Annotated in this window: 23 protein-coding genes, 1 tRNA gene and 1 pseudogene; 14 read left to right on the forward strand and 11 right to left on the reverse strand. The window is 69.9% G+C overall.

The genetic code is table 11. The annotated features are described in order from the left end of the window. Window positions 1–14: 14 nt before the first annotated feature. Together IEX31_RS12340 and IEX31_RS12345 are read left to right on the forward strand one after the other, a co-directional pair. The gene (locus IEX31_RS12340; RefSeq protein ID WP_188743735.1) at window positions 15–2,456 is read left to right on the forward strand and encodes an ATP-dependent DNA ligase; all 2,442 of its coding nucleotides are present in this window, start codon (window positions 15–17) and stop codon (window positions 2,454–2,456) included. A gap of 43 nt (window positions 2,457–2,499) precedes the next feature. After that, on the forward strand, window positions 2,500–2,844 hold the full coding sequence (locus IEX31_RS12345; RefSeq protein ID WP_188743736.1) for a DUF7882 family protein: 345 nt from the start codon (window positions 2,500–2,502) through the stop codon (window positions 2,842–2,844). 5 nt (window positions 2,845–2,849) lie between these two features. Here IEX31_RS12345 and IEX31_RS12350 read toward each other — a convergent pair whose 3' ends face one another. From IEX31_RS12350 to IEX31_RS12360, 3 genes are read right to left on the reverse strand one after another with little or no spacing between them, the layout of a single operon-like run. After that, a complete protein-coding gene (locus tag IEX31_RS12350) occupies window positions 2,850–3,779 on the reverse strand; it encodes a DNA topoisomerase IB (RefSeq protein ID WP_229662327.1) in 930 nt (309 codons plus the stop codon). Between the two features lie 58 nt (window positions 3,780–3,837). Then, window positions 3,838–4,104, reverse strand: a complete 267-nt coding sequence (locus IEX31_RS12355) for a DUF7218 family protein (protein WP_188743738.1) — start codon at window positions 4,102–4,104, stop codon at window positions 3,838–3,840. A gap of 60 nt (window positions 4,105–4,164) precedes the next feature. Then, entirely contained in the window at window positions 4,165–5,049 is an 885-nt protein-coding gene (locus tag IEX31_RS12360; protein WP_188743739.1) for an SDR family oxidoreductase, read from the reverse strand. A 337-nt stretch (window positions 5,050–5,386) separates the two neighbouring features. On the opposite strand from IEX31_RS12360, the gene IEX31_RS12365 reads away from it, so the two are divergent. Both IEX31_RS12365 and IEX31_RS12370 read left to right on the forward strand, forming a co-directional pair. Then, window positions 5,387–5,551: a hypothetical protein gene (locus tag IEX31_RS12365; RefSeq protein ID WP_188743740.1), complete on the forward strand. Its 165-nt coding sequence runs from the start codon at window positions 5,387–5,389 to the stop codon at window positions 5,549–5,551. A gap of 109 nt (window positions 5,552–5,660) precedes the next feature. After that, window positions 5,661–5,966: pseudogene (locus tag IEX31_RS12370) on the forward strand (DUF7882 family protein); the annotation flags it as partial. A gap of 176 nt (window positions 5,967–6,142) precedes the next feature. On the opposite strand, the gene IEX31_RS12375 reads toward IEX31_RS12370, so the two are convergent. Next, window positions 6,143–6,691 (reverse strand): SRPBCC family protein, encoded by a 549-nt coding sequence (locus tag IEX31_RS12375; protein WP_188743741.1) that lies wholly within the window; start codon window positions 6,689–6,691, stop codon window positions 6,143–6,145. A 133-nt stretch (window positions 6,692–6,824) separates the two neighbouring features. On the opposite strand from IEX31_RS12375, the gene IEX31_RS12380 reads away from it, so the two are divergent. Further along, window positions 6,825–7,061, forward strand: coding sequence for a hypothetical protein (locus tag IEX31_RS12380; RefSeq protein WP_188743742.1), 237 nt, complete (start codon window positions 6,825–6,827; stop codon window positions 7,059–7,061). A gap of 3 nt (window positions 7,062–7,064) precedes the next feature. On the opposite strand, the gene IEX31_RS12385 is transcribed toward IEX31_RS12380, so the two are convergent. Both IEX31_RS12385 and IEX31_RS12390 read right to left on the reverse strand, forming a co-directional pair. After that, window positions 7,065–7,385: a DUF7882 family protein gene (locus IEX31_RS12385; RefSeq protein WP_188743743.1), complete on the reverse strand. Its 321-nt coding sequence runs from the start codon at window positions 7,383–7,385 to the stop codon at window positions 7,065–7,067. 23 nt (window positions 7,386–7,408) lie between these two features. Continuing rightward, on the reverse strand, window positions 7,409–7,639 hold the full coding sequence (locus IEX31_RS12390; RefSeq protein ID WP_188743744.1) for a hypothetical protein: 231 nt from the start codon (window positions 7,637–7,639) through the stop codon (window positions 7,409–7,411). Between the two features lie 161 nt (window positions 7,640–7,800). Between IEX31_RS12390 and IEX31_RS12395 the strand changes: the two genes are divergently transcribed. From IEX31_RS12395 to IEX31_RS12410, 4 genes are all read left to right on the forward strand, one after another. Next, entirely contained in the window at window positions 7,801–8,196 is a 396-nt protein-coding gene (locus tag IEX31_RS12395; RefSeq protein WP_188743745.1) for an MmcQ/YjbR family DNA-binding protein, read from the forward strand. A 94-nt stretch (window positions 8,197–8,290) separates the two neighbouring features. Beyond that, window positions 8,291–8,363, forward strand: a tRNA-Arg gene (locus IEX31_RS12400). 361 nt (window positions 8,364–8,724) lie between these two features. Further along, window positions 8,725–9,978, forward strand: coding sequence for a hypothetical protein (locus tag IEX31_RS12405; protein WP_188743746.1), 1,254 nt, complete (start codon window positions 8,725–8,727; stop codon window positions 9,976–9,978). 38 nt (window positions 9,979–10,016) lie between these two features. Continuing rightward, window positions 10,017–10,355, forward strand: a complete 339-nt coding sequence (locus IEX31_RS12410; RefSeq protein ID WP_188743807.1) for a GNAT family N-acetyltransferase — start codon at window positions 10,017–10,019, stop codon at window positions 10,353–10,355. 275 nt (window positions 10,356–10,630) lie between these two features. Here IEX31_RS12410 and IEX31_RS12415 read toward each other — a convergent pair whose 3' ends face one another. Further along, window positions 10,631–11,125, reverse strand: coding sequence for a MarR family winged helix-turn-helix transcriptional regulator (locus IEX31_RS12415; protein WP_188743747.1), 495 nt, complete (start codon window positions 11,123–11,125; stop codon window positions 10,631–10,633). A gap of 298 nt (window positions 11,126–11,423) precedes the next feature. Here IEX31_RS12415 and IEX31_RS12420 point away from each other — a divergent pair, with 298 nt between their 5' ends. Further along, entirely contained in the window at window positions 11,424–11,816 is a 393-nt protein-coding gene (locus tag IEX31_RS12420) for a DUF998 domain-containing protein (RefSeq protein WP_188743748.1), read from the forward strand. Further along, window positions 11,813–12,034: a hypothetical protein gene (locus tag IEX31_RS12425; RefSeq protein WP_188743749.1), complete on the forward strand. Its 222-nt coding sequence runs from the start codon at window positions 11,813–11,815 to the stop codon at window positions 12,032–12,034. Before IEX31_RS12420 ends, IEX31_RS12425 begins: the two co-directional genes overlap by 4 nt. Here the strand turns inward: IEX31_RS12425 and IEX31_RS12430 are convergent. Then, entirely contained in the window at window positions 11,994–12,707 is a 714-nt protein-coding gene (locus tag IEX31_RS12430) for a helix-turn-helix domain-containing protein (RefSeq protein ID WP_229662329.1), read from the reverse strand. The two genes, IEX31_RS12425 and IEX31_RS12430, sit on opposite strands and share 41 nt — an antisense overlap. Continuing rightward, window positions 12,697–14,226, reverse strand: a complete 1,530-nt coding sequence (locus IEX31_RS12435; RefSeq protein ID WP_188743751.1) for an APC family permease — start codon at window positions 14,224–14,226, stop codon at window positions 12,697–12,699. The genes IEX31_RS12430 and IEX31_RS12435 overlap by 11 nt, the downstream gene beginning before the upstream one ends. A 220-nt stretch (window positions 14,227–14,446) precedes the next feature. Between IEX31_RS12435 and IEX31_RS12440 the strand changes: the two genes are divergently transcribed. From IEX31_RS12440 to IEX31_RS12450, 3 genes are all read left to right on the forward strand, one after another. Beyond that, the gene (locus IEX31_RS12440) at window positions 14,447–15,943 is read left to right on the forward strand and encodes an APC family permease (RefSeq protein ID WP_188743752.1); all 1,497 of its coding nucleotides are present in this window, start codon (window positions 14,447–14,449) and stop codon (window positions 15,941–15,943) included. A gap of 95 nt (window positions 15,944–16,038) precedes the next feature. Next, a complete protein-coding gene (locus IEX31_RS12445; RefSeq protein ID WP_188743753.1) occupies window positions 16,039–18,102 on the forward strand; it encodes a primary-amine oxidase in 2,064 nt (687 codons plus the stop codon). A gap of 9 nt (window positions 18,103–18,111) precedes the next feature. Continuing rightward, window positions 18,112–18,651, forward strand: coding sequence for a hypothetical protein (locus tag IEX31_RS12450; protein WP_188743754.1), 540 nt, complete (start codon window positions 18,112–18,114; stop codon window positions 18,649–18,651). A 102-nt stretch (window positions 18,652–18,753) separates the two neighbouring features. Here IEX31_RS12450 and IEX31_RS12455 read toward each other — a convergent pair whose 3' ends face one another. Beyond that, the gene (locus tag IEX31_RS12455) at window positions 18,754–20,703 is read right to left on the reverse strand and encodes an LVIVD repeat-containing protein (protein WP_188743755.1); all 1,950 of its coding nucleotides are present in this window, start codon (window positions 20,701–20,703) and stop codon (window positions 18,754–18,756) included. A gap of 190 nt (window positions 20,704–20,893) precedes the next feature. Then, the gene (locus IEX31_RS12460; protein WP_188743756.1) at window positions 20,894–21,697 is read right to left on the reverse strand and encodes a winged helix-turn-helix domain-containing protein; all 804 of its coding nucleotides are present in this window, start codon (window positions 21,695–21,697) and stop codon (window positions 20,894–20,896) included. Window positions 21,698–21,756: the final 59 nt, after the last annotated feature.

Here is a 21,756-nt window from a genome sequence, read left to right on the forward strand (position 1 = left end):
GGAAGGATTGGGACATGGCCGAAACGCGCCAGCTCGTCGAGGTCGATGGCCGGAGACTCCGGCTGACGAACCTCGACAAGGTCATGTATCCCGAGACGGGCATGACCAAGGGCGAGGTGATCTCCTACTATGCGGAGGTCGCCAAGGTCATGGTGCCCGTCGTCGCGGGTCGGCCCATCACCCGCAAGCGCTGGGTCCAGGGCGTCGGCACGGCGGATGCCCCTGAGCCGGCGTTCTTCGAGAAGAACCTCGAGCATGCGCCCGGATGGGTGCGCCGCGGCGTCATCCACCACTCCGACGGATCCAAGACGTACCCGATCGCGGGGGACCGGGCGACACTCGTGTGGCTCGCGCAGCAGGCCGCGCTGGAACTGCACGTGCCGCAGTGGCGGTTCGACCCGCGGGGGAACCCCGCCAATCCCGACCGGATCGTGTTCGACCTCGACCCCGGCCCCGGCATGGGGCTCGCCGAGTGCGCCGAGGCGGCGCGCCTCGTGCGCGCGCTGCTCGCGGGCATGGGTCTCGAGGCGTGGCCCGTGACCAGCGGCAGCAAGGGGATGCAGCTCTACGCCGCCGTCGACGGTCGCCAGACGTCGGAGCAAGTCTCCGCCGTCGCCCGCGAGCTCGCCCGGGCGCTCGAGGCGGATCACCCCGAGCTCATCGTCTCGAACATGCGCAAGTCGCTGCGCGAGGGCCGGGTGCTCATCGACTGGAGCCAGAACAACGGCAAGAAGACGACCATCGCGCCGTACTCGTTGCGCGGACGCCCGCGTCCGACGGTGGCCGCGCCGCGCACGTGGGAGGAGCTCGACGACCCGGAGCTGCGCCACCTCGAGGCGCAGGAGGTGCTCGAGCGCGTGGCATCCGGCGACGACCCGCTCGCCGCCCTCACGGCCGCCACGCACGGCGGACCACTCTCGACCTATCTCTCGATGCGCAAGACCGGCGTCACGCCGGAGCCCATGCCCGATTCGAGCTGGGGCGGCTCGGGCGGCGGCGAGCCGACCTTCGTGATCCAGGAGCACCACGCTCGCCGGCTGCACTACGACTTCCGTCTCGAGCGCGACGGCGTACTGAAGAGCTGGGCGGTGCCGAAGGGCGTTCCGGATGACGCAGGCACGAACCACCTCGCGGTGCAGACCGAGGACCACCCCATGGAGTACGGCTCGTTCGAGGGGACCATCCCGGCGGGCGAGTACGGCGCGGGCGCGGTCACGATCTGGGATGCCGGCACGTACGAGACCGAGAAGTGGCGCGACGACGAGATCATCGTCGACCTCGACGGACGGCCGGGCGGCCCGCTCGGGCAGGTGCGGCTCGCCCTCATCCGCACCGACGGCGAGGGCGAGAAGAGCACGTGGCTGCTGCACCGCATGAAGGACCAGCACCCGGCGGACTCGCGGGTCGAGGAGCACCCGGCGGAGCCGGACGCGTCTCGAAACCCGCCTGCGGAAGCGGATTTCGAGTCGCCTCCTTCGTCGGCCCCTCAGCCCCCGGGGCCGATCATCGAGCGGCCTATGCTCGCGACGGCGGGCACGCTCGCCTTGCTGGCAGGCCAGGAGTGGGCGCTCGAGTGGAAGTGGGACGGCATCCGCGTGCTCGCGAGGGCGCAGGGCGGCATCCGCCTGTTCAGCCGGAACGGCAACGACGTCACCGCCCGCTATCCCGAATTGGCGGCGCTGCCGAAGGTGCTCGCCGAGGATGCGCTCGTCGACGGGGAGATCGTCGCGCTCGACGCCGTCGGGCGCCCGAGCTTCGAACGCCTCCAGCGACGGATGAACCTCACACGCGCTCGCGAGATCGAACGCGTCGCGGCATCCGTACCGGTGCGCCTGCTGCTCTTCGACGTGCTCGAGATCGGTGGCGCGCCCGTGATGGACGAGCCCTACCGCGAGCGCCGTGCCTTGCTGCGCCGACTCGTCCGGCCGCGCCGCGGGGTACCGATCGAGGTGCCCGCCGAGGCGTCCGGCCCGCCAGCGGAGGCGCTCGAGGAGAGCCGCCGGCTCGGCTTGGAGGGCATCGTGGCGAAGCGTCCCGATTCGTCATACCGGCCGAGTGCACGGTCGGCGGACTGGGTGAAGCTGAAGGTCACCACGACGCACGAGGTGGTCATCGGCGGGTACCGCCGGGGCATCGGCACGCGCACGGGGCGCATCCGCTCGCTCCTCGTCGGCATCCCCGGCGAGCACGGGCTCGAATACGCGGGCCGCGTCGGCAGCGGTCTGCGCGAGTTGCAGGCCGAGCGGCTCCTCTCCGAACTCGATGCACGCCGCCAGGAGACGTCGCCGTTCGTGGAGGTGCCGGCGGCGGATGTCGCGGACGCGGTGTGGGTGCGGCCCGAGCTCGTCGGCGAGATCGAGTTCGGCGAGTGGACCCGCACCGGAGTGGCGCGGCATCCACGGTGGCGTGGACTCCGGCCCGACAAGTCACCCGACGAGGTCGCTCTCGAACAGTGAGAACGCGCGCCGAGTGCCCCGCGTCCGCGGGGTACTCTATATCGTGGGCACTCTCTACTACGGCGAATCCGGCACGCCGATCGGCATCGACGACCGCGCGCTCGCGCACCTCAAGGTCGCCATCACCACCAAGCTCCGTCGCGGCGAGAGCTTCACGCTGTCGTGGCAGCACCCCGCAGACCAAGCTCGTGGGCGCAGCACGCTGTGGCTGCATCCGTCGATCGCGCTGCGCTTCGTGTTCGACGACCCCGAGATGCCCGAGCTCAGCCGCGACTGGGTCGAGGAGCTCATGCGCTCGGCGAACAGCACGGGCGGCATCATGCTCGTCGAGGAGCACATCGACACCGACCACCTGGCGGACGCGCGGTCCGAACCCGTCACCGGCTGATCGTTTCAGCCGTCTTCCCCATCCTCGACGAGGAGGGCGAGGAGCGCACGTTCGCGCTCGCCGCGCCGTGAGATGAGCCGACCGCGCTCGTACTCCGCGAACACGCGAGGGTCGATGTAGCTCGCCTTCGCGACGGCCGGCGTATTGCCGAGCACTGTGCTCGCACGCTCGATCGCCTCCCGGATGGCGCGCCCGCGTGCCCGGGCCGTGCTCTCGAGGCCGAGGTCGGCGAGCCGGTCGGCTGCGGCGATCGTGCCGCGCAGCGTGCGGAAGTCCTTCGCGGTGAACCCGCCGCCGGTGCGGGCCCGGATGTCCTCGTTCACGTCCACGGGGAGGGCCGGCCGCATGCGACGCCGCTCCCACCAGGCGTAGAGCCGCGCAGCCGCCGACCGCTCCGCCGCGCGCTGCACGAACGCGGCGAGCGATGGATCGACGACCCGCACCTCCTGTGCGATGCCGCCCTTGGCCCGGAACCGGAAGCGGACCGTCGCGTCGTCGTCGAGGGCGGCGTTGCGCACGAGCAGGGTCGTGAGGCCGCGGCTCTTGAAGCCGGCGAGCGACTCCTCCGAGCCGATGCGGATGGCGCCGAGGTCGAGCGTGCGGAACGCCGCGGCGAGCACCCGCTCACGAGGCAGCTCGTCGCGGGAGAGGTCTCGTCGCACGCCGCGGCGAGCGAGCGGGAGCGCCTCGGCGAGCGCCGTCATGCGGAGGAACTTCTCGGCGTCCTGCCGCTCGCGCCACACGGGGTGGTAGAGGTACTGGCGTCGACCCGCCGCGTCGACCCCGACGGCGAGGATATGCGCGTTCGGGGCATCCGCGATCCACACGTCCTCCCACGCTGGCGGCACCGCAAGGTCGGCGATGCGCGCGCGTTCGGCGCGGCCGGCCGTTCCGCCGTCGGTGTGCACGTACGTGAAGCCGGGTCCGCGCCTCACCCGGGTGAACCCGGGTGAGAAATAGGGTTCGACCCGTTTGAGGCGCGGCATCCGCGGCTCAGTGGTTGCGCAGTGCCGAGATGAGCTCGGACTTGCGCATGCTGCTGTACCCGCTGAGGCCGAGCTCCTTGGCCCGCTTCTTCAGCTGGTCGACGGTCCAGTCGTCGTAGTCGCCGGCCTTGCCGCCCTTGCGGCCGACGCTGCTGCGGCCACGGCTGGCGGCGGCGTTCGAGACGCGCGCGGCCTTCTCCTTCGACGCGCCGTCCTTGCGGAGCTCCTCGTAGAGCTTCGGGTCCTTCAGCGACGAGTTCCTGCGTCCCGGCATGGCGTTCCTCCCTATCCTGTGTGCGCTTCCCGATCCGGCTTCGCTTGGTCGTGTGGCGTGTCAGAGTCCGCGGCCGCCGGTGACCGGCACGACCGCGCCCGACACGTAGGACGCGTCGTCGGACGCCAGGTAGACGTAGGCGCCCGCGAGCTCCGCCGGCTGCCCGGCGCGGCCGAGCGGCGTGTTGCGGCCGAACTCCGGCAGATGGTCGGGCCAGCCCGTCGACGGGATCAGCGGCGTCCAGATCGGTCCCGGGGCGACGGCGTTCACTCGGATGCCGCGTGGTCCGAGTTCCTCCGCCAGCGCCTTCGTGAACGCAACCAGCGCCGCCTTCGTCATGGCATAGTCCACCAGCTCGGTCGACGGGTCGAAGCCCTGGATCGACGTCGTCGTGATGATGCTCGAGCCGGCGTCCATGAGCGGGACGGCCGCACGCGCGAGGAACACCGGCGCGAACAGGTTCACCTGAACAACCGCCTCGAAGTCCGCCGTCGGGATCTCGTCAATGCCGCCCCGGTTGCGCTGGTGCGCCGCATTCAGCACGAGCAGGTCGATTCCGCCGAATGCCTGCTCGGTGTACTCGACGAGTTCCTTGCAGTGCTGCTCGCTGCGCAGGTCTCCGGGCAGCAGCAGTGGGTCGCTGCCGGCATCCGTTATCCAGCTCGCGGTCTCCTCTGCGTCGACCTGTTCGCTCGGCAGGTAGGCGATCGCCACCTTGGCGCCCTCTCGGGCGTAGGCGATGGCCACGGCACGGCCGATTCCCGAATCGCCGCCCGTGATGAGGGCTCGACGCCCCTCGAGGCGACCGTTGCCGCGGTAGCTGTACTCACCGTGGTCGGGCTGGGGGGCCATGCGATCGGTGAGCCCGGGAGGCGTCTGTTCCTGGCGGGGGAAGGGATCCGTCGTGTGCTTCGTGGTCGGATCGGTGAGCGGTTCACTGGTCATCTGGAACTCCAACGGTCCCGTGCCACGCTACGCGTGCGCATCCGGCGCGGCAGGGGGTTGACAGGTGCCATCGCCCGACCACCGCCGCGGTGCGCGACGCCGCACGCCGCTGGGAGCGGGATCGCAGATCCCTCGGGATCCGCGCGATCATGCGGATCGAAGGGTCGGCGCGGGTACCATGCCCCGAGAACGGGGGTCAACCCCTAGTCACCTGCGGACGGTCGCCAATACCGTCGGAGACACGAGACGTACCCTCGTCTCCTGGTTCCGCCCGGCCAACGGGTGGGGCCGCCGTCCGCCTCGTCACCACGAGTGCGGATCATGTGAAGGAGAGATCATGAACATCCTCGTCGCCATCATCGCCATCGCGGCCATTGTCCTGCTCATCACGGGCGGCGTCGTTCCCACGCTCAACTTCCTGCTGTGGGTGGGCCTCGCGCTCCTGGTGATCGCGGTCATCGTGTTCCTCGTGCGCTACATCGGCGGGAACCGGACGGTGTGATCCCCGGAGCAGGTGCTTTCGAGCGGGCGGCCCTCGGGCCGCCCGCTCTTGCGCGCGGGGCGGCCGAAGGTCCCGTCCCGCCCTCGCGCGAGGGGCGTATGCTCGATCCGTGGGCACGCTGTATTACGGGGACTCCGGAACGCCGATCGGCATCGAAGATCGGGCGCTCGCGCATCTGAAGATCGCGATCACCACCAAGCTGCGGCGCGGCGAGAGCTTCACGCTGTCGTGGCAGCACACGGAGGATCAGCCCCGAGGCCGTAGCACGCTCTGGCTGCATCCGTCCATCCCGCTGCGGTTCGTGTTCGACGAACCCGAGGCGCCAGAACTCAGCCGCAGCTGGATCGAGGAGTTGATGCGGTCGGCCAACAGCACCGGTGGTGTGCAGCTCGTCCCCGAGCACCTCGACACCGATCCGATCGCCACGACGCCCGACCAGCCGGTGCAGGTCGGCGTCGACGTGCAGGAGGTCAGCAAGTCCCGCGGCGACGGCAAGGCTCACGGCGGCCGTAGCAAGGAGAACGAGACGCAGACCGCATAGGCCTGCGTCCCGTTCAGCTCGTCATCGGGCGTCGAGCGGCGCCCTCATCGTCAGAGGTTCAGGTCGGGGTCGGTCCCGAGCGTGCCGGTCGTTCCCGTGGTGCCCGTCGTGCGGGTCGTTCCCGGAGTCGGGCGTGCCTCGCCGCCGTGGACCTCGCCCCGCCAGGCACCCGTCGGTGCTCGGCGGTGCTCGACGAACTCCTTGAACCGCTTGAGGTCGCTCTTCACCTGCAGGTCGTCCAGCCGCAGTGCGGCGCCCGCGTGCTCGACGAAGCCCTCCGGCTCCCACTCGATCTCCAAGTCGACCTGCGTCTCGTCAGCGCCCTTGGGGGTGAACTCGACGCGACCACGGTGCATGACTCCGCCGCCGAGGCTGCGCCACGCGACATGGTCGTCGGGCACCTGGTCGCCGATCTCGGCATCGAACTCGCGCTTCACACCGCCGATCGACACGACCCAGTGGGTCAGCGAGTCATCGATCTGCTTCACGGAGTCGACGCCACCGAGGAACTCGGGGAACGACTCGAACTGGGTCCACTGGTCGTACGCGACGCGCACGGGGACGTCGACCTCGATCGACGCGTTCAGGGTCGTGCTCATGGTGATCCTCCGTTCCGGACACCACGTCGGTGTCCGCCAGCCACGGTAGGCAGCCGCGTCGTCACCTGGCGAGGGGGTTGCCTCGTCGGGAACCGGCTGCTAGACGGGAGGTGGGCACTGGAAGGGGGATGCGATGGGCAGCGGGAGCGGAACGGAGCACCTGGCGAACGGATCCGAGCGCGTGGCGATCGAGCGGTGGTGGCCGCACCTCTCGATCGAGTCGAAGCACCGCCTCCTGGCGGCGCTCGATGCCGCGATCGACGAGAAGACCGCGGCGGAGATCGAGTCGGTCACTGGCGCAGGCGCGCCCGCACGGTTGTCGGGGGCCGAGCAGCAGTTCGTGCGGACGCAGGTCGAGCCGGTCGACTGAGGCTCACTCGTCGATCGGGTCGTCCTCGTCGGGCTCGGGCACGAACTGCAGTCCGGCGGTGCTGTTCGCCGAGAGCAGGAGCTGCTCGATCCACAGCCGGTTGAGCTTGGGCGGCCGATTGCCGCTGAACACGAACTGCAGTGGGATCGACTCGTGCAGCCAGATCGTCGTACGACCACTGCCCTTCTCGACGCCGTGCTCCCAGGTCATGGAGAAGCTCTCGGAACGGCGGAGCTTGTTGAGGACCGCCACCCTCAGGTGTGCGAGCGTGCGGTCGTCGATCTCGAGCTCGCGCGACGAGGAGTTGTAGATGAACTTGCCCATGGCGAGACTCTAGCCGCCCAGCCTCAGATGACGTGGCCGTCCGGGTCGAGCGGGTCGGCCGTCTCGCGACTCGGCGCCCGCGGGTCGAGCGGGTCGACGGATCGGGTCCCCGCGTCCGGGTCGGAGAGCACCGTGCCCTCGTATCCGACAGGTGGCGGCACATCGCGCGCGATGTGCCGCGCGTCGGTCTCGGCTGTGATGGCGTCGGGTCCGCCCTCCGTCGTCGGCCCGGGAGAACCGATCGACTTCTCCATGGTGGTGCTCCTTCCATTGCGCGGATGCCTCGTCGCATCCGCTTCCCTCAAGCTACGCCGCCGAGCTCGTCGCGGTCAGACCTCGACGGCGTGGGGCGGAGTCGCTCAGCAGGAAGCCGCCGGCCCGACTGAAGCCGCAGGCCCGCGTTAGGCTGGCCGGCGTGGGGCATCCGCAGGTCGTCGATCCGGAGCATCCGCTCATCGAGCGGGTGCGGCGGATCTGCTTCGAGTTGCCCGAGGTGGTCGAGGTCGAGGCGTGGGGCCGACCGACCTTCCGGGCGGCGAAGCCGATCTTCGTGCACGTCGCGGCGACGGCCGAGAATCCGTTCTCGATCGTCGTGAAGACCGACCCTCAGGAGCACCTCGCCCTCCTCGAGGAGGGTCGGTTCTACGGGGTGCCCTACTACGGCCGCGCGCGTTGGGTGGGCACCGACCTCGATGCTCGACACACCGACTGGCAGCTCCTCGCCGAGCTCATCGAGACGTCGTACCGTCAGGTCGCGAACCGGCGTCAGCTCGTGGCGCTCGACGCCCTGCGGCCGGAACACGCCGGCTGAGAAGCTCGGGCGCCGTCGATTGGCGCCCGACCCGCGTCTGGGATAGAGTGTCGGGGTTGCCGGTGGTGCACGAGAGTGCCCGGCGACAAGCCATGCGCCCGTAGCTCAACGGATAGAGCATCTGACTACGGATCAGAAGGTTGGGGGTTCGAATCCCTCCGGGCGCACACTGGTTGAGACAGTACGAAGGGGCTCGCGAAAGCGGGCCCCTTCTGTATTCCCTGGCACCGGGCCCGCAGAAGGGCGGGCGTCGGAATGGGGGTGCGCGCACGCCGCGACATCCGGATGCTCGCTGGGAATCCGCCGAGTATCGGCGTGCCTCGTCGAATCCGCCGATGGTGAATGGCTATGCGCCCGGATATGCTCGGCACACGTCTGATGCCCGTGATCGAGAGTTCGGATATGAGGGGTGCGCGGGCCGGGGGTGACTCGGCATCGTCAAGAGGGATGGACCGTCGGCGAGGGCGCGCGGCCGGATCTCGGATGGCCGGTGGTGGGGGACACGATCGGCAGTTCGTCGTACCCGCGATGAGGGGCGGGCGCCTCATCCGACGCACGTACGCGCTGCTCATCGCCTTCGCGATCACGATCGTCATCTTCCACGAGTTCACCTCGCAGTTCGGTATCAGGCACGACGGGTCGCGGATGCCCGGGTTCGCGTTGCACGGGGAGGATGTCGTCTGGGCGCTCCCAGCCATCGCGATGGGCGCCGCCATCGGCGCGGGACTCGTCGTGGCATCGGGTTCGCGAACCGGGGTCTCGGTGATCGAACGCCTGAACCTGCCGGGCCTGGGACGCGATTCCCGGGCCCGATCCATCGGACTGGTGTGGGGTGCGATCGCCGTGCTCGCGGTGCACTTCACAGGCGCGGCGTTCGACGTGGTGCCCGGAGGACCCGCGGTCGTGGCGGTGGCGCTCGGATCCGCGTTGGGGTTCGGCACGTACCGGTTGCACCGGCACGCCATGGAGCACGAGGCGTACCGCACGTTCAACCTCGTGGCGATGCTGCTCGCGACCGGCAGCCTCGCCAGCATGAGCATCACGCCCACGGGCGAATGGTGGACTCGCAACTTCAGCACGCTGGGCACCTCCGACGACATCGCCGCCGCGTGCTTCAACGTCGCCGTGATCCTCTCGGGCGCCGGCATGGCGGGAATGTCGGCGAGCCTCACCCGAGCGCTGCTGGCGCCGCGGTTCGGTGTGCGCCGGGGCGGCCTGATCACGATGCGGGCGCTCATCGTCGTGATCGGCGTGAGCCTCATGGGTGTGGGCCTCATGCCGATCGACGGGCCGACCGATTTGCACAACGCGGCCGCCCTGAGTGCGGCCGCGGCCTTCGCCGTGCTCTGCGTGGGCGTGCAGGCGTGGGCCCGATCGCTCCCACGCGAGCTGGTCGCGGCCTCGTACGCGTCGATCGGCCTCGAGGTGACCGCGATGGTGCTCTACGACGTCGTCGGCGTCTTCAACCTCACGGTGTTCGAGGTCGTGGCCTTCGCACTCGTCTTCGCCTGGCTCATCGCGCTCGTGGCCATCACCCACGCGAACCCCGATGATCCGGATGCCGCGGGCCGCCGTCACCTCGCCCCCACTCGTCAGGCGCCGCACCCGGGTGCATCGCACGACGCCGCGGCGGGTCGGACGAGACCGGCGACCCGCAGCGGGGGCACTCCGACACGCCGGCCCCCCGCCCGCTCCGCGCGCCGCTCGGGCGCGCTCCGCGACGTGCAGCGCGCGCTGCGGCGGGCAGGCGACGGCGCGGACGAACCCCCTGGACCTGGATGATCATGGTGCCGCTATCGTCGTAACGGGTGTGTCGCATCATGGAGCGGCCCCAGCCGGAGGCATCCGACGACCGGACAGGAGTTCTCGTGACCCACATCACGATCGACCGCAACGAGGCGGCGAACCGCTACGAGCTGAAGCTCGACGGCGAGCTCGGGGGATACGCGGAGTATCGCACCAGCCCGGGCCGCATCACGTTCACCCACACAGTGGTCTTCCCCGAGCACGAGGGCAAAGGGCTCGGCAGCCGCATCGCCAAGCACGTGCTCGACGAAGCGGTCGCCCGAGGTGACGTCATCGTGCCGAGGTGTCCGTTCATCTCGGCGTACTTGCGTCGCCATCCGGGCGTCTACGACGACTCCGTCTCTTGGCCCTGATCCGCCGCGCCGCCCGACGACCGCGCGGCGGCGAGCGTCTCCTGCCCCTCATTCTGGGCGGTGCACGCCCGGGCGGGCCGCGATTACGATTCGAGCAACCCGAGTCGGCCCGACCCGACGGGTTCGCCCCGCACCGGCGAGCCCGGGTATCGACTCCGGTCGCTCCCTCGGGAAGTCCTCGTCGAGCTCAGTTCGGGTCGCTCGGCGGGAAATGGCCTCCTTGGGGCCGCGGTGGGGTGGGAGGTAGGGTTCCCGCCCCACCGTTCCGCTCCTCGTCAGGGGCGCTCGCGTGCACCGCCGTCGGCAACTGGGGTCGAGCCGTCGGCGAGCTCTGGTCCGACCGAACGCCGCAGGCGATCGCAGAGATCGATGAGCTCACGCAGCTCCTGGTCGTCGAGCGCATCGCCGACGTGTCGGGTGATCGCGTTCGTGTGGGTGAGGGCCACGCGGCGGAAGAGCGCGAACCCCTCCTCGGTGAGCGCCACGATCGTGCCGCGACCGTCGGCGGGGTCGGGGGTCTTCGCCACGAGCCCGCGTCCCGCGAGTCGGTCGACGAGCCGGCTCACGCTCGGTTGCGTGATGAGTACCGAGCGATTGAGGTCCTTGAGTCGGAGGCGCCTCCCCGGCGCCCGCGAGATGTTGAAGAGCACGTCGTACTCGTTCAGCGAGATGATGTCGCTCGGGAACTCGGCTGCCAGGGCGCGGAGGATCGTGACCTGCGCGCGGAACAGCGACTCCCATGCGGCGACCGTGAGTGCGCGATCGGCCACTCGTGCTCCCCTCGATGTCGTTCGCCGGATCAGCGGACGTGATCCAAGGATAGGGAACCTTCTCCGGGAACGGTTGAGGGCCGGTCGTAGAGGCTGACGACCGGCCCTCTCCCTTGCACCAAGAGTGTCCTGCAATCACATTCCGCACCAACCGCCACAGCAAACAGCCGGTGCACAACCGAATATATAACGGATCGGTAACGGCGTCTAGTTATCGTTCTGTGATTTTTCTGACGAATTGCGGGCTGCTTGAAATCGCGACGTTTCTTGCCCTGCCGGCCGCCAATAGGTGACTATCGTGAGCACGCGATTCCGCATCCCGGAGAGCAACGTCGTCACGGGGCCGCTCACCGCCGCATCCAAGCCGCTCGCCGTGACGTCGGCCGCGACCGTGGGGGCTTTCGTGCTGATCTTCGTCATGCTGCACGCGATCGAGCCCGAGTTCGACCCGTCGTGGCGGTTCATCAGCGAGTACCAGCTGGGTGGGTGGGGGTGGCTGATGTCCCTCTCCTTCGTCTGCCTCTCCGTCAGTGCGACGACGCTGCTGCTCGCCGTGCGATCGCAGATCCGCACGGTGGGCGGCCGCATCGGCCTCGGCCTCCTCGCACTCAGCGCGGTCGCCTTTTCTGGTTTGCGGGGATCTACCGTACCGATTCGCTACTCGCCGACACCCCGAGCACAACGGGCATGATCCAAAGCACCGCGGCCGCCGTGGGCGGCGTCGTGCCGCTGGCGGCCTACCTCATCGCGTGGAGCCTGGCCCGCAACATCGCCTGGCGGGCGTATCGCCGGGCCCTGTGGTGGGTCACCGCGCCGGCGATCATCGGCGCGGTCGCGAGCGACGCAGGCGTCGTGCCCACTGAATCGGTCACGACAACAGCGGACCGAGCCGCGCCGCCCCGTCCCTGAGCTCGTCGAGCAGCCGGCCCGGATGCTCCACCCGCTCCTTCGCGGTGCAGAGGCTGAGCGACGCCACGAGCCGCCCGTCGCCATCGCGGATCGGGAAGGCGAGGCATCCGCGTGCCGGATCGAACGAGCCGGTCTGCACGGCGAACCCGCGCGCGATCGTCTCGGCCACGAAGCCGTCGCCGGCGTCGGCGTCGGCTTCACGACGCAGGTCGGCGAGCAGCAACCTGCCCATCGCCGAGCTCTCGAGCTCGCGACTCAGTCTCGAAGCGTCGGTGAGCCGGTAGTCGGGATCCTCATCCAGGATGCGCAGAGCCGTCCCAGCATAGCCCACGAGGTGAACCCCGCCCCGGAGGTGCTCCCGCACCGACGCCACGATGTCGCGCACCGCCTGCGGCGGTCGGGGCGGTGCGACCACGTGCACCAGCTCCGCGACCTTGCGTCCGAGCGCGAACCCCGACAGGTCGCCGAGGCGCACGAGGTACTCCTCCTGCACGAGCAGGTTCAGCAGGCGATAGGCCGTGGCCCGCGACATCCGCAGGTTCGCCGAGATCTCGCGGGCGGTGATGCCGGGGCCGCAACGGGCGACCTCCTCGAGCACCGTGAACGCGCTGTGGATCGCCTTGGGCTGCCGCGCGTGCAGCCCGCTCTCCACGGCCCCGCGTTCACCGGCCACGGCGATCCGCCGGCCCCGCGTCGTCGACCCACTCCGCCTCGGGGATCCCGCCCAGCACGTCACCGGCGACGGCATGGTCGTAGACCCCGATGGCATGGCGCAGCCACGGGCGGCGCAGCAGGCGCGCCCAGTAGACGGCGATCCCGGCGGCGAGCAATGCGAGGAAGCCCCAGACCCCGAACGCGCGGGCGCCGTGGCTCTCCTCGGCGAGGTAGAGCAGCACGACGCCGCTCAACGCGACCGCGGCGACCGCGGCCTTGATCGCCGGCCACCAGCCGAGCTCGCCGATCTGGTGCAGGAACACGGGCGCCGCGACGCACGCGAGCACGTAGGCGAGGATGTACCCGGCCGCGGCGAAGATGATGAGCACGGTCATGGCGGTCCACACGCTCCCCGTGAGGAACACTACCGCCAACGGCACCACGATCACGACGGGCAGGGCCACCAGGGTCGCGACGAGCGGCGTGCGGTATCGCGGATGCGTCGTGCCGAGCGCCGGCGGCAGCAGACCCTCGCGGCCCATCGAGAACAGCACGCGTACCAGCGCGGTCGACGACGCGACCGCGCACGCAATCAGCGAGGTCGCGATGCTGACATCGAGCACGAGGCCCGCCCACGGCACGCCGAATGCCGCAGCCAGGTCGTTCGCGGGCGAGGCGCTCGAGGCGGGATCCAGTCCGGCGACGTCGAACCCGACCGTCTGCGCCGCCGCGGCGCCGAGGTACACGACGCCCGACACGAGCACGGTCCAGCTGATCGCCCTGGGGATGTTCGCGAACGGGCGCTTGGCCTCGACGCCGAGCGCCGCCGAGCTCTCGAATCCCACGAAGGCCGTGATGGCGAGCGTCGCGGCGACGGCGAAGCCCTGGGGGTCGAATGGGGCGTCCTGGCGCAGGAGCACGGGCAGCCGGTCGGCGTTCGACGCGATGACGGCGACGATGAGCGCCACGATGAGGGTGACGCTGGTCGCCTCCACGAGCAGTGTCACGCGGGTGGAGAGACGGATGCCGCGGGCGAGCACGACCAGGCAGAGGGCGCCGAGCGCGACGATCGACCCGGCCGCGAGCAGCATCGGGTCGATCGCGACGGGGAGGAGCCGCGCGACGAGGAGCACGAGATGGTACCCCGCGCCGGCGAGGGCGAACATCGCGATGAAGCCGTAGCCGATGAGGAGCCCGACGCCGGCGACGAACGCCGCGGCGCTGCCGAGTCCGCGTGCCACGAAGGTGTAGAGCGAGCCCGTCGCAGCCATGCGCCGGGTGAACTCGTTGATGGTCGACGCGGTGAGAAGGGCGATCACGAGCGCCGCGGCGAGCGCGGGGAGGCTCATGCCGCCCGCGAGGGCCGAGACGAGCAGCGGCGTGGTGAACGCGGCGCCGGCTGGCGCCACCGCCGACACCGACTGGGCGAGCACGTCGGCGAATCCGACGCTGCGGCGCGCGAGCCCCGCGAGCGGCGAGCGGTCGGCGAGCCCGGCGACGGGCTCGGGCCGGGCGATCGCGCGCGCGAGTGCATCCATGCCGTGGTCCCTTCGCTGGTCGGGGGAGGGAGTCGATGGTACGTGCCGCCAGTTTCGTGCAGCTCGCGGGTGTGTTTCGAGCGCGTGACCGCGAAATGAGACGGGCGGGGAGGCATCCGTCTCACTCGTCGTGCGGCACACTTCACGACCGGTGCACGTCGAGGCAACACCGGCCCGGAAGGCTTGCGGAACTCCCATTCCCGTCCACGCAGGAGCTGACATGACCGCAACCAACCAGTCGCCCGGCGTCTCCGCCGGTACCGACCGAACCCCGCACGGGCGCACCCTCACCGGGTCGCTCGGCGTCACCGCCATCGTGTTCATGGTGGTCGCCGCCGCCTCGCCGCTCACCGTCGTCGGCGGCGCGGCGCCGCTCGGCATCCTCCTCGGCAACGGCGTCGGATTCCCGGCGATGTACGCGATCTCGGCCGTCGTGCTGTTGCTGTTCTCCGTCGGCCTCGCGACCATGGCGAAGCACGTGCCGCGCCCCGGCGCGTTCTTCACGTTCGTCGGCTACGGCCTCGGACGCCCGATGGGCCTCGCCACGGCCTACCTCGCCCTGCTGACGTACACGACCATCCAGGTTTCGGTCTACGGCTATCTCGGGTACATCCTCGAGGTGACCATCGCCGGCCTCGGCGGACTCGACCTGCCCTGGTACCTCTATGCGCTCGCGATGATCGGCGCGGTCGGCATCCTGGGCTACCGCCACATCGAACTCAGCTCGAAGGTGCTCGGCGTGCTCCTCGTCGGCGAGATTCTCATCGTGCTCGCGCTCGTGGCGGCGGTGGTGTTCTCCGGTGGCGCGGAGGGTCTTTCGCTCGCCCCGTTCGAGCCGGCGAACGTCGTGTCGGGCGCTCCCGGCGTGGGGCTCATGTTCGCGATCGCGGCGTTCATCGGGTTCGAGGCGACCGCGATCTTCCGCGACGAGGCCAAGGACCCGAGCCGCACCATCCCCATCGCCACCTACGTGGCGGTCATCGGCATCGGGATCTTCTACACGCTCGCCACGTGGGGGCTCGTCATGGCCTGGGGGCCGAGCGAGGTCGTCGACGTGGCCGCGCAGGACCCGGGCGCGATGGTGATCATCACGACCCTGAACTACCTCGGCCCCATCGGCGAGATCGTCATCAACATCCTGCTCATCACGAGCATGTTCGCGTGCGTGCTCTCGTTCCACAACGTCATCACGCGCTACCAGCACTCGATGTCGGCCGCGGGCGTGCTGCCGCACCGGCTCGGCGACGTGCACCACAAGCACCTCTCGCCGTACACGTCGTCGCTCGTGCAGACGATCACGGCCGGCGTGTTCGTGATCGCCTTCGCGGTGCTCGGCCTCGACCCGGTGCTGCAGGTATTCACGTGGTTCGCCGGCGTCGCGACCCTCGCCATCGCGATCCTCATGGCCATCACGAGCATCGCCGTGATCGTGTACTTCACCCGCAAGCGGCGCGGCGTCGCGAGTCTCTGGCACACGGTGATCGCGCCGGCGCTCGGACTCGTCGGACTCGTCGGTTCGGCGGTCGTCATCACGGCGTACTTCCCGATGCTCGTCGGCGACGTCGACGCCACGGGCGTGCCGACCTTCGGCGCACTGAGTCTCTCGCTCATCGCGGTCATCCTCCTCGTGCCGGTCGCCGGCTATGTGCAGGCGCTCCTGCTCAAGGCGCGCGACCCGCAGGCCTACGAACGCATCACGGCGGCCATCGGCGGGTGACGCGGACGGGGCATCCGATGCAGGGCGGATGCCCCGACCGCGCCCCCGCGACCCCGCCCGCGCACCCCGACCCCAACCGATCGAAGGAACCACGCATGACCATCCTGGACCCCGTCGCCGCACCGTCCGCCACCGCGCCGAGCGACGCGCACCCGCTCTCGAGCCTCACCGCCGACGAGTTCCTGCGCGTGCGCGACATCGTCTCGGCCGCGCCCGACTTCACCCCGACCACGCGCTTCGCGTACGTGGGGCTCGACGAGCCGCACAAGCGCGAGGTGCTCGCCTGGCAGGACGGCGACGGGCCGCTGCCCGAGCGCCGTGTACGCGCGCTGCTGCTCGACATGGCCACGGGCCGCTCCACCGACGGCATCGTGTCGCTCACGAGCGGCGAGATCGTCTCCACGTTCGAACTCGACGGCTCGCACGGCCAGCTTCCCGTGCTGATCGAGGAGTTCGAGGCCATCGGCGAGATCGTCGCCGCCGATCCGCGTTGGGTCGACGCGCTCGCGCTGCGCGGCTGCACCCCCGACAACGTGGTGTGCGTGCCGCTGTCAGCGGGCTACTACGGCCACCCCGAGGAGGAGGGCCGCCGCATCCTGCGCGTGCTCGCCTTCCGGCAGGACCACCCCGGCGACCACCCGTGGGCGCACCCCGTCGACGGCCTGTCGGCCTACGTGGATGCCGCGAACCGCGAGGTCACCCGCATCGTCGACGCGGGCATCATGGAGATCCCGGCCGAGAGCGGCAACTTCGACGACCCCGTCGTGCAGGGCGAGCCGCTCACGACGCTGAAGCCCATCGTGATCACGCAGCCTGAGGGCCCGAGCTTCACGGTCGACGGCGAGTGGGTGTCATGGGCGAACTGGCGCTTCCAGGTCGGCTTCGACACGCGCGAGGGCCTGGTGCTTCGCCAGCTGTCGTTCACGGATGCCGGCGAGGAGCGCCCGATCATCTACCGTGCGTCGATCAACGAGATGCTCGTGCCCTACGGCGACCCGTCGCCCGTGCGGTTCTGGCAGAACTATTTCGACACGGGGGAGTACCTGTTCGGCCGATTCACGAATACGCTCGCCCTCGGCTGCGACTGCGTCGGCGAGATCAGGTACTTCGATGCGGTGCTCGCCGACGAGCTCGGCAACCCGTTCACGATCGAGAACGGCATCTGCATGCACGAGGAGGACTACGGCACCCTCTGGAAGCACTCCGACATGTTCACCGGATCGAACGAGGTGCGCCGCTCCCGTCGCCTGGTGATCAGCTTCTTCACCACCGTCGGCAACTACGACTATGGGTTCTTCTGGTACCTCTACCTCGACGGCACCATCGAGTGCGAGGCGAAGCTCACGGGCATCCTGTTCACGTCGGCATATCCCGGCCTCGACGCAGACGGCAACGACTACCCGTTCGCGAGCGAGGTGGCACCCGGCCTCGGCGGGCCGTACCACCAGCACCTGTTCAGCGCGCGGCTCGACATGATGGTCGACGGCCTGTCGAACGCGGTCGACGAGGTCGATGTCGCGCGCGTGCCGATGGGCGCGGGCAACGAGCACGGCAACGCCTTCACCAAGCAGGTCACGCGGCTCACGAGCGAGCAGGGTGCCGGGCGAGTGGCGGATGCCTCGGTCTCGCGTGCCTGGTTCATCTCGAACACCGAGCGGCGCAATCGCATGGGCCGGCCGACGTCGTACGCGCTCTACCCGACCGAGTCGCCGGTGCTGCTCGCCGACGAGGCCTCGTCGATCGCGAAGCGCGCCGAGTTCGCCACGAAGCACCTGTTCGTCACGCAGTACGACCCCGCAGAGCGCTACGCGGCGGGCGACTTCGTGCACCAGAACCCCGGGGGCGACGGCATCACAGCGTTCACGGCGGGCGACCGCCCCATCGACGGCGAGGACATCGTGGTCTGGCACACGTTCGGGCCGACGCATTTCCCGCGACCCGAGGACTGGCCCGTCATGCCCGTCGACTACGCGAAGTTCACGCTGAAGCCGCACGGGTTCTTCGGGAGGAACCCCGCGCTCAACATCCCGGCCCCGGGTGCCGCGGCGCACTGCGCACCCGGTGGACACGCGGGTCAGGACCATGCTGAGCACCCCGGGCACGCGGGTCACGACCACGCGGAGCACGGCGGCCACGGCCTCGACGACCACGGCCACTAGGACCTGCAGATGGTCGAGGTGCTCCACCTCGCCGCGGTGCTCCCCGCCACCATCGGGCTCTGCTGCGCGGTCGGCGACCGCCGCGGCAGGGCCCGATCGGTCGTGCCCGCGGTGGCGATGCTCGCGGCGATGCTCGCGATGTCGGCGGGCTGGCCGCTGGTGCCGCCGCTCGTGTGGTCGGCGCTGCTCCTCGCTCTGGGCATCGCCGGAGCGTTCGGCCTTCGGAGGCGCACGACCGGTGACGCAGCGGCAGCATCCCACGGGCGCCACATGCAGCTGCACCGCGCGCTCGGCCTGGTGGTGAGCGCGGGACTGCTCGTCGTCTCGATCGCAGCGCACGGCGGCACCGCGGCATCCGCCCACGCCGGCCACGCCGCTCTCTCACCGCCGGTCGTGGCCGCGCTCGGCGGTGCGGCCGGCTTCGTCGCGTACACGCTATGGCTCATCCCGAGGTCGCTGTGGCGCCGTTTACCCGTCGTGGGCGTCGTCGAGGCGTCCGCGATGGGCCTCATGACCGGCGTGATGGCGATCGTGCCGCTCATCGGTTAGGGCTGGCCTCGGCGCGACACACCCGCCGAGACCCTCCCGTGCGACCGCGCGGGGTCGGAGGGGCGCTTCCTCGCCTTCGACCCCGCGCCGGATCCCCTCAGATCATTCGGTCACCGTGAAGATCCACAGGCCGCTGTCGCGATCGCTGCCCAGGATGTAGGTGCGACCGTCCTCTCCGATGAAGGCCTGCACGCCCCAGAAGTCGTTGCCTGCCTCATCGAGGTACCCGCCCACCTCCACGAGCTGGCAGTCACCGGTGTCGGCCGGCGGGTTCGCCGGGTCGTAGGGCGCACCGCCGCACATGATCTGAATGGAACGGAGACCGCCCGAATAGTACGAGAGATATGCCAGCGACGCGTCCTGCGGATCGGTCGCAACCTCGTGCACGCTGAGGTCCCCGAATCCGAAGGCGTAGTCCGGGTCGTGAGCCTCATCGATCGCGTAGGTGTCCAGTTCCTCGAGCGACATCCGATCGAACAGGTGCACGTAGCCCCATCCGTCGAACACCGAGCCCACCTGGATCCGCTCGCCGATCTGCCCGATGGCGATGTCCTCCGGGTAGGTCCACTGGGCCGGGTCGAACGGCGGCTCGTTGAACAGCTTGTGGAACGCGTCGTGAGTGGTGCAGACCGCGACGATGGGGTCGACGAAGGCACCGGAGCCGCAGAACGCGTCATCGGGGGTGACGTGCCGCTGGACGAACAGCACCGCGTCCCAGCCTACGAGCGCCGCCTCGTGCGCCTTCTCACCTGGGAAGCAGGCTCCTTCGGGTGCGCTCGGGTCGCCGGTCGGGCCACGCTGGAGCACGAGGATCTGCTCGTCACCGGGCTGCAGCAGGTCGAGGTAGCCGGGCACGTCCTCGGGGCTCGGCACCGGAGCCGAAGTCGGGCACCCGTAGCCGCCGTACACGACCGGGCCGCTGAGGGTCAGGTCATCCAGGTACGCGGGCGGCTGTCCGCCGGGCACGATCACGGACGGATACTCGCCCTGGAACGCGCCACTCGTGATCTCGAGCGCGTCGGTCCGGTGCGGCGCGAAGTCCTCGTCGGTGCCGATGAAGAACGCGTCGTCGAGCGTGAACTCGGCCTGGTGCGCGTTCCCTTCGGGAGTCAGCGAGACCCCGAGCGACTCCAGGAGTTCCGGGTCGACGTCGGCGAACTCGGTGTCGCCGAGGAAGTCGGCGTTCGCGGGGTCCGTCACGTCGAGGAGCACGTACCCGCCGTCCCAGTACGACAGCAGCATGATGGATGCGCCATCGATCTGCTTGACGACCACGTCGTGCAGGAACGACTCATCGAGTCCGAGTTCCGGTTGGGCGACGTCGAAGTCGTTCAGGTCGTACTCGGCGACGAGCACGGGTCGCCGCGGGTTCGTGATGTCGAGGATGTCGACGTCGGGGAACTCCTCGTTGTCGACCAGGACGACGTAGGCGCGGTCGCCGGCGTCCCACGCGAACGCACTGTGGATCTGATGCGTATCGCGGTCGCCGGGACTGCGGTCGCCGAAGTTCGCCGAGAGCTTCTTGGGGTCGGACGGGTCGCTGACGTCGTAGAGCGTGACACCGCCCTTGCCGTTCTTGCCGCACGCCTCGTTGTTCATGACGAGGATGTCGCCGCTGAAGGACGCGGTGGTGATCTCGACGACCTGCATGCCCTCGCCGGGCCGTGTGTCCTGATGTGAGGGGATGAACCCGATCAGCTCGGCGGACTCCGGATCCGTCTCGATGTCGGAGATGTCGACGATGTACGCGCCGGCATCCGGGCTGTTCATTCCGCCGGTCTCCGGGCCGGCACAGTCGGGCTCGCCCCAGTTGGCGAGGTAGGCGGTATCGCCGTCCGGCGAGACCGTGACGTCAGCGATCAGATCGGGCGTGTCGGTGAGGTCGACCACGTCGAGAAGGTCGATGTTCCCCCAGGCGCCCGAGCCGCTCAGGTGGCCCTCATCGCCACCGTGTTGATGGTCGGGGTCGGCGGCTGCGGGTGCGCTGATGCCGAGTGTCGAGAGTGCGATCGCACCCACGACGGATACCAGAATGGACGTGCGTCGTTGCATCGTCTGCTCCAATTCCTGTATGGGGTCGGGAGTTGGTGCACACGCTACTCGTGAGGAACTTTCGCGTCCAGATCTGGAGGGGTGAAGCGGAACGGCCTGGGATGTCTCGATGCCGCGATCGGCCGGGCCTTGGATCACCGACACCGGACCCGGTCGGCAATGCCGCCCGCCTCGGCCGTGCCGAACGCGATCAGTAGACGTCGGGCGACGGCGTCGAGGCCTGGCGGATCGAGACATCCGCGTGCCGGTCGAACCGGTACCCGACACCTCGCACGGTGCGCACGATGTCCTGGTAGTGGGCCAGCTTCGACCGCAGGCGCCGTACGTGCACGTCGATGGTGCGTTCGCTGGGCGCCTCGTCGTCGGCATCCCAGAGGTTCGCGATGAGCTCGTGGCGATCGATCGTGCGGCCCTCGCGCAGCACGAGGTACTGCAGCAGCTCGAACTCCTTGTAGGTGAGCCCGGCCGCCTCGCCGTCGAGCAGCACGCGCTTGCGGGAGATGTCGATGATGACGCCGTTGGGGTGGCGGTCGCTGTCGTCGTGAAGGCCCTGCTCCTGGCGCCGCTTGGCGAGCGCCGCCGGGTCCTGCAGGGCGAGGCGCACGACGTCGACGTCGCGGCCGCCCGCGCCCTCTGGCGCGAGGGCGACGGCGGCGTAGGTCTCGGCCGACGGCGCGATGTCGGCGGTGAGGGCGCGCAGCGCCTCGACGATGCGGTGCAGCGTGGTGCCATCCGCACCGGCCTTGGCGTCGTCGATGCCGACGTAGAGCACGAATCCACGTGCTTCGGTGCCCTCGGGGACGGCGCGGACACGGGGTGCGGCAGGACGGGCGCCCTGCTGGATGGGAACCGGGCCCGGCTGCGGGGCGTCGCTCGGCGTGCGCGGGGCGATCGAGACCGGACGGGCCGGTGCAGCAGGCAGCGAGGGTGCGGTGCGCACCGCGGCGGTTCGGGCGGTGGCGGTGGTGTGGGCGGGTGCGAAAGCGAGGGACATGACGGATTCCTTGTGCGAAGGAGGTGCGGCGATGGACCCTGACGAAGCGGGGTCGATGC

It is taken from the genome of Agromyces bauzanensis (assembly GCF_014645655.1).
Lineage (GTDB): Bacteria > Actinomycetota > Actinomycetes > Actinomycetales > Microbacteriaceae > Agromyces > Agromyces bauzanensis.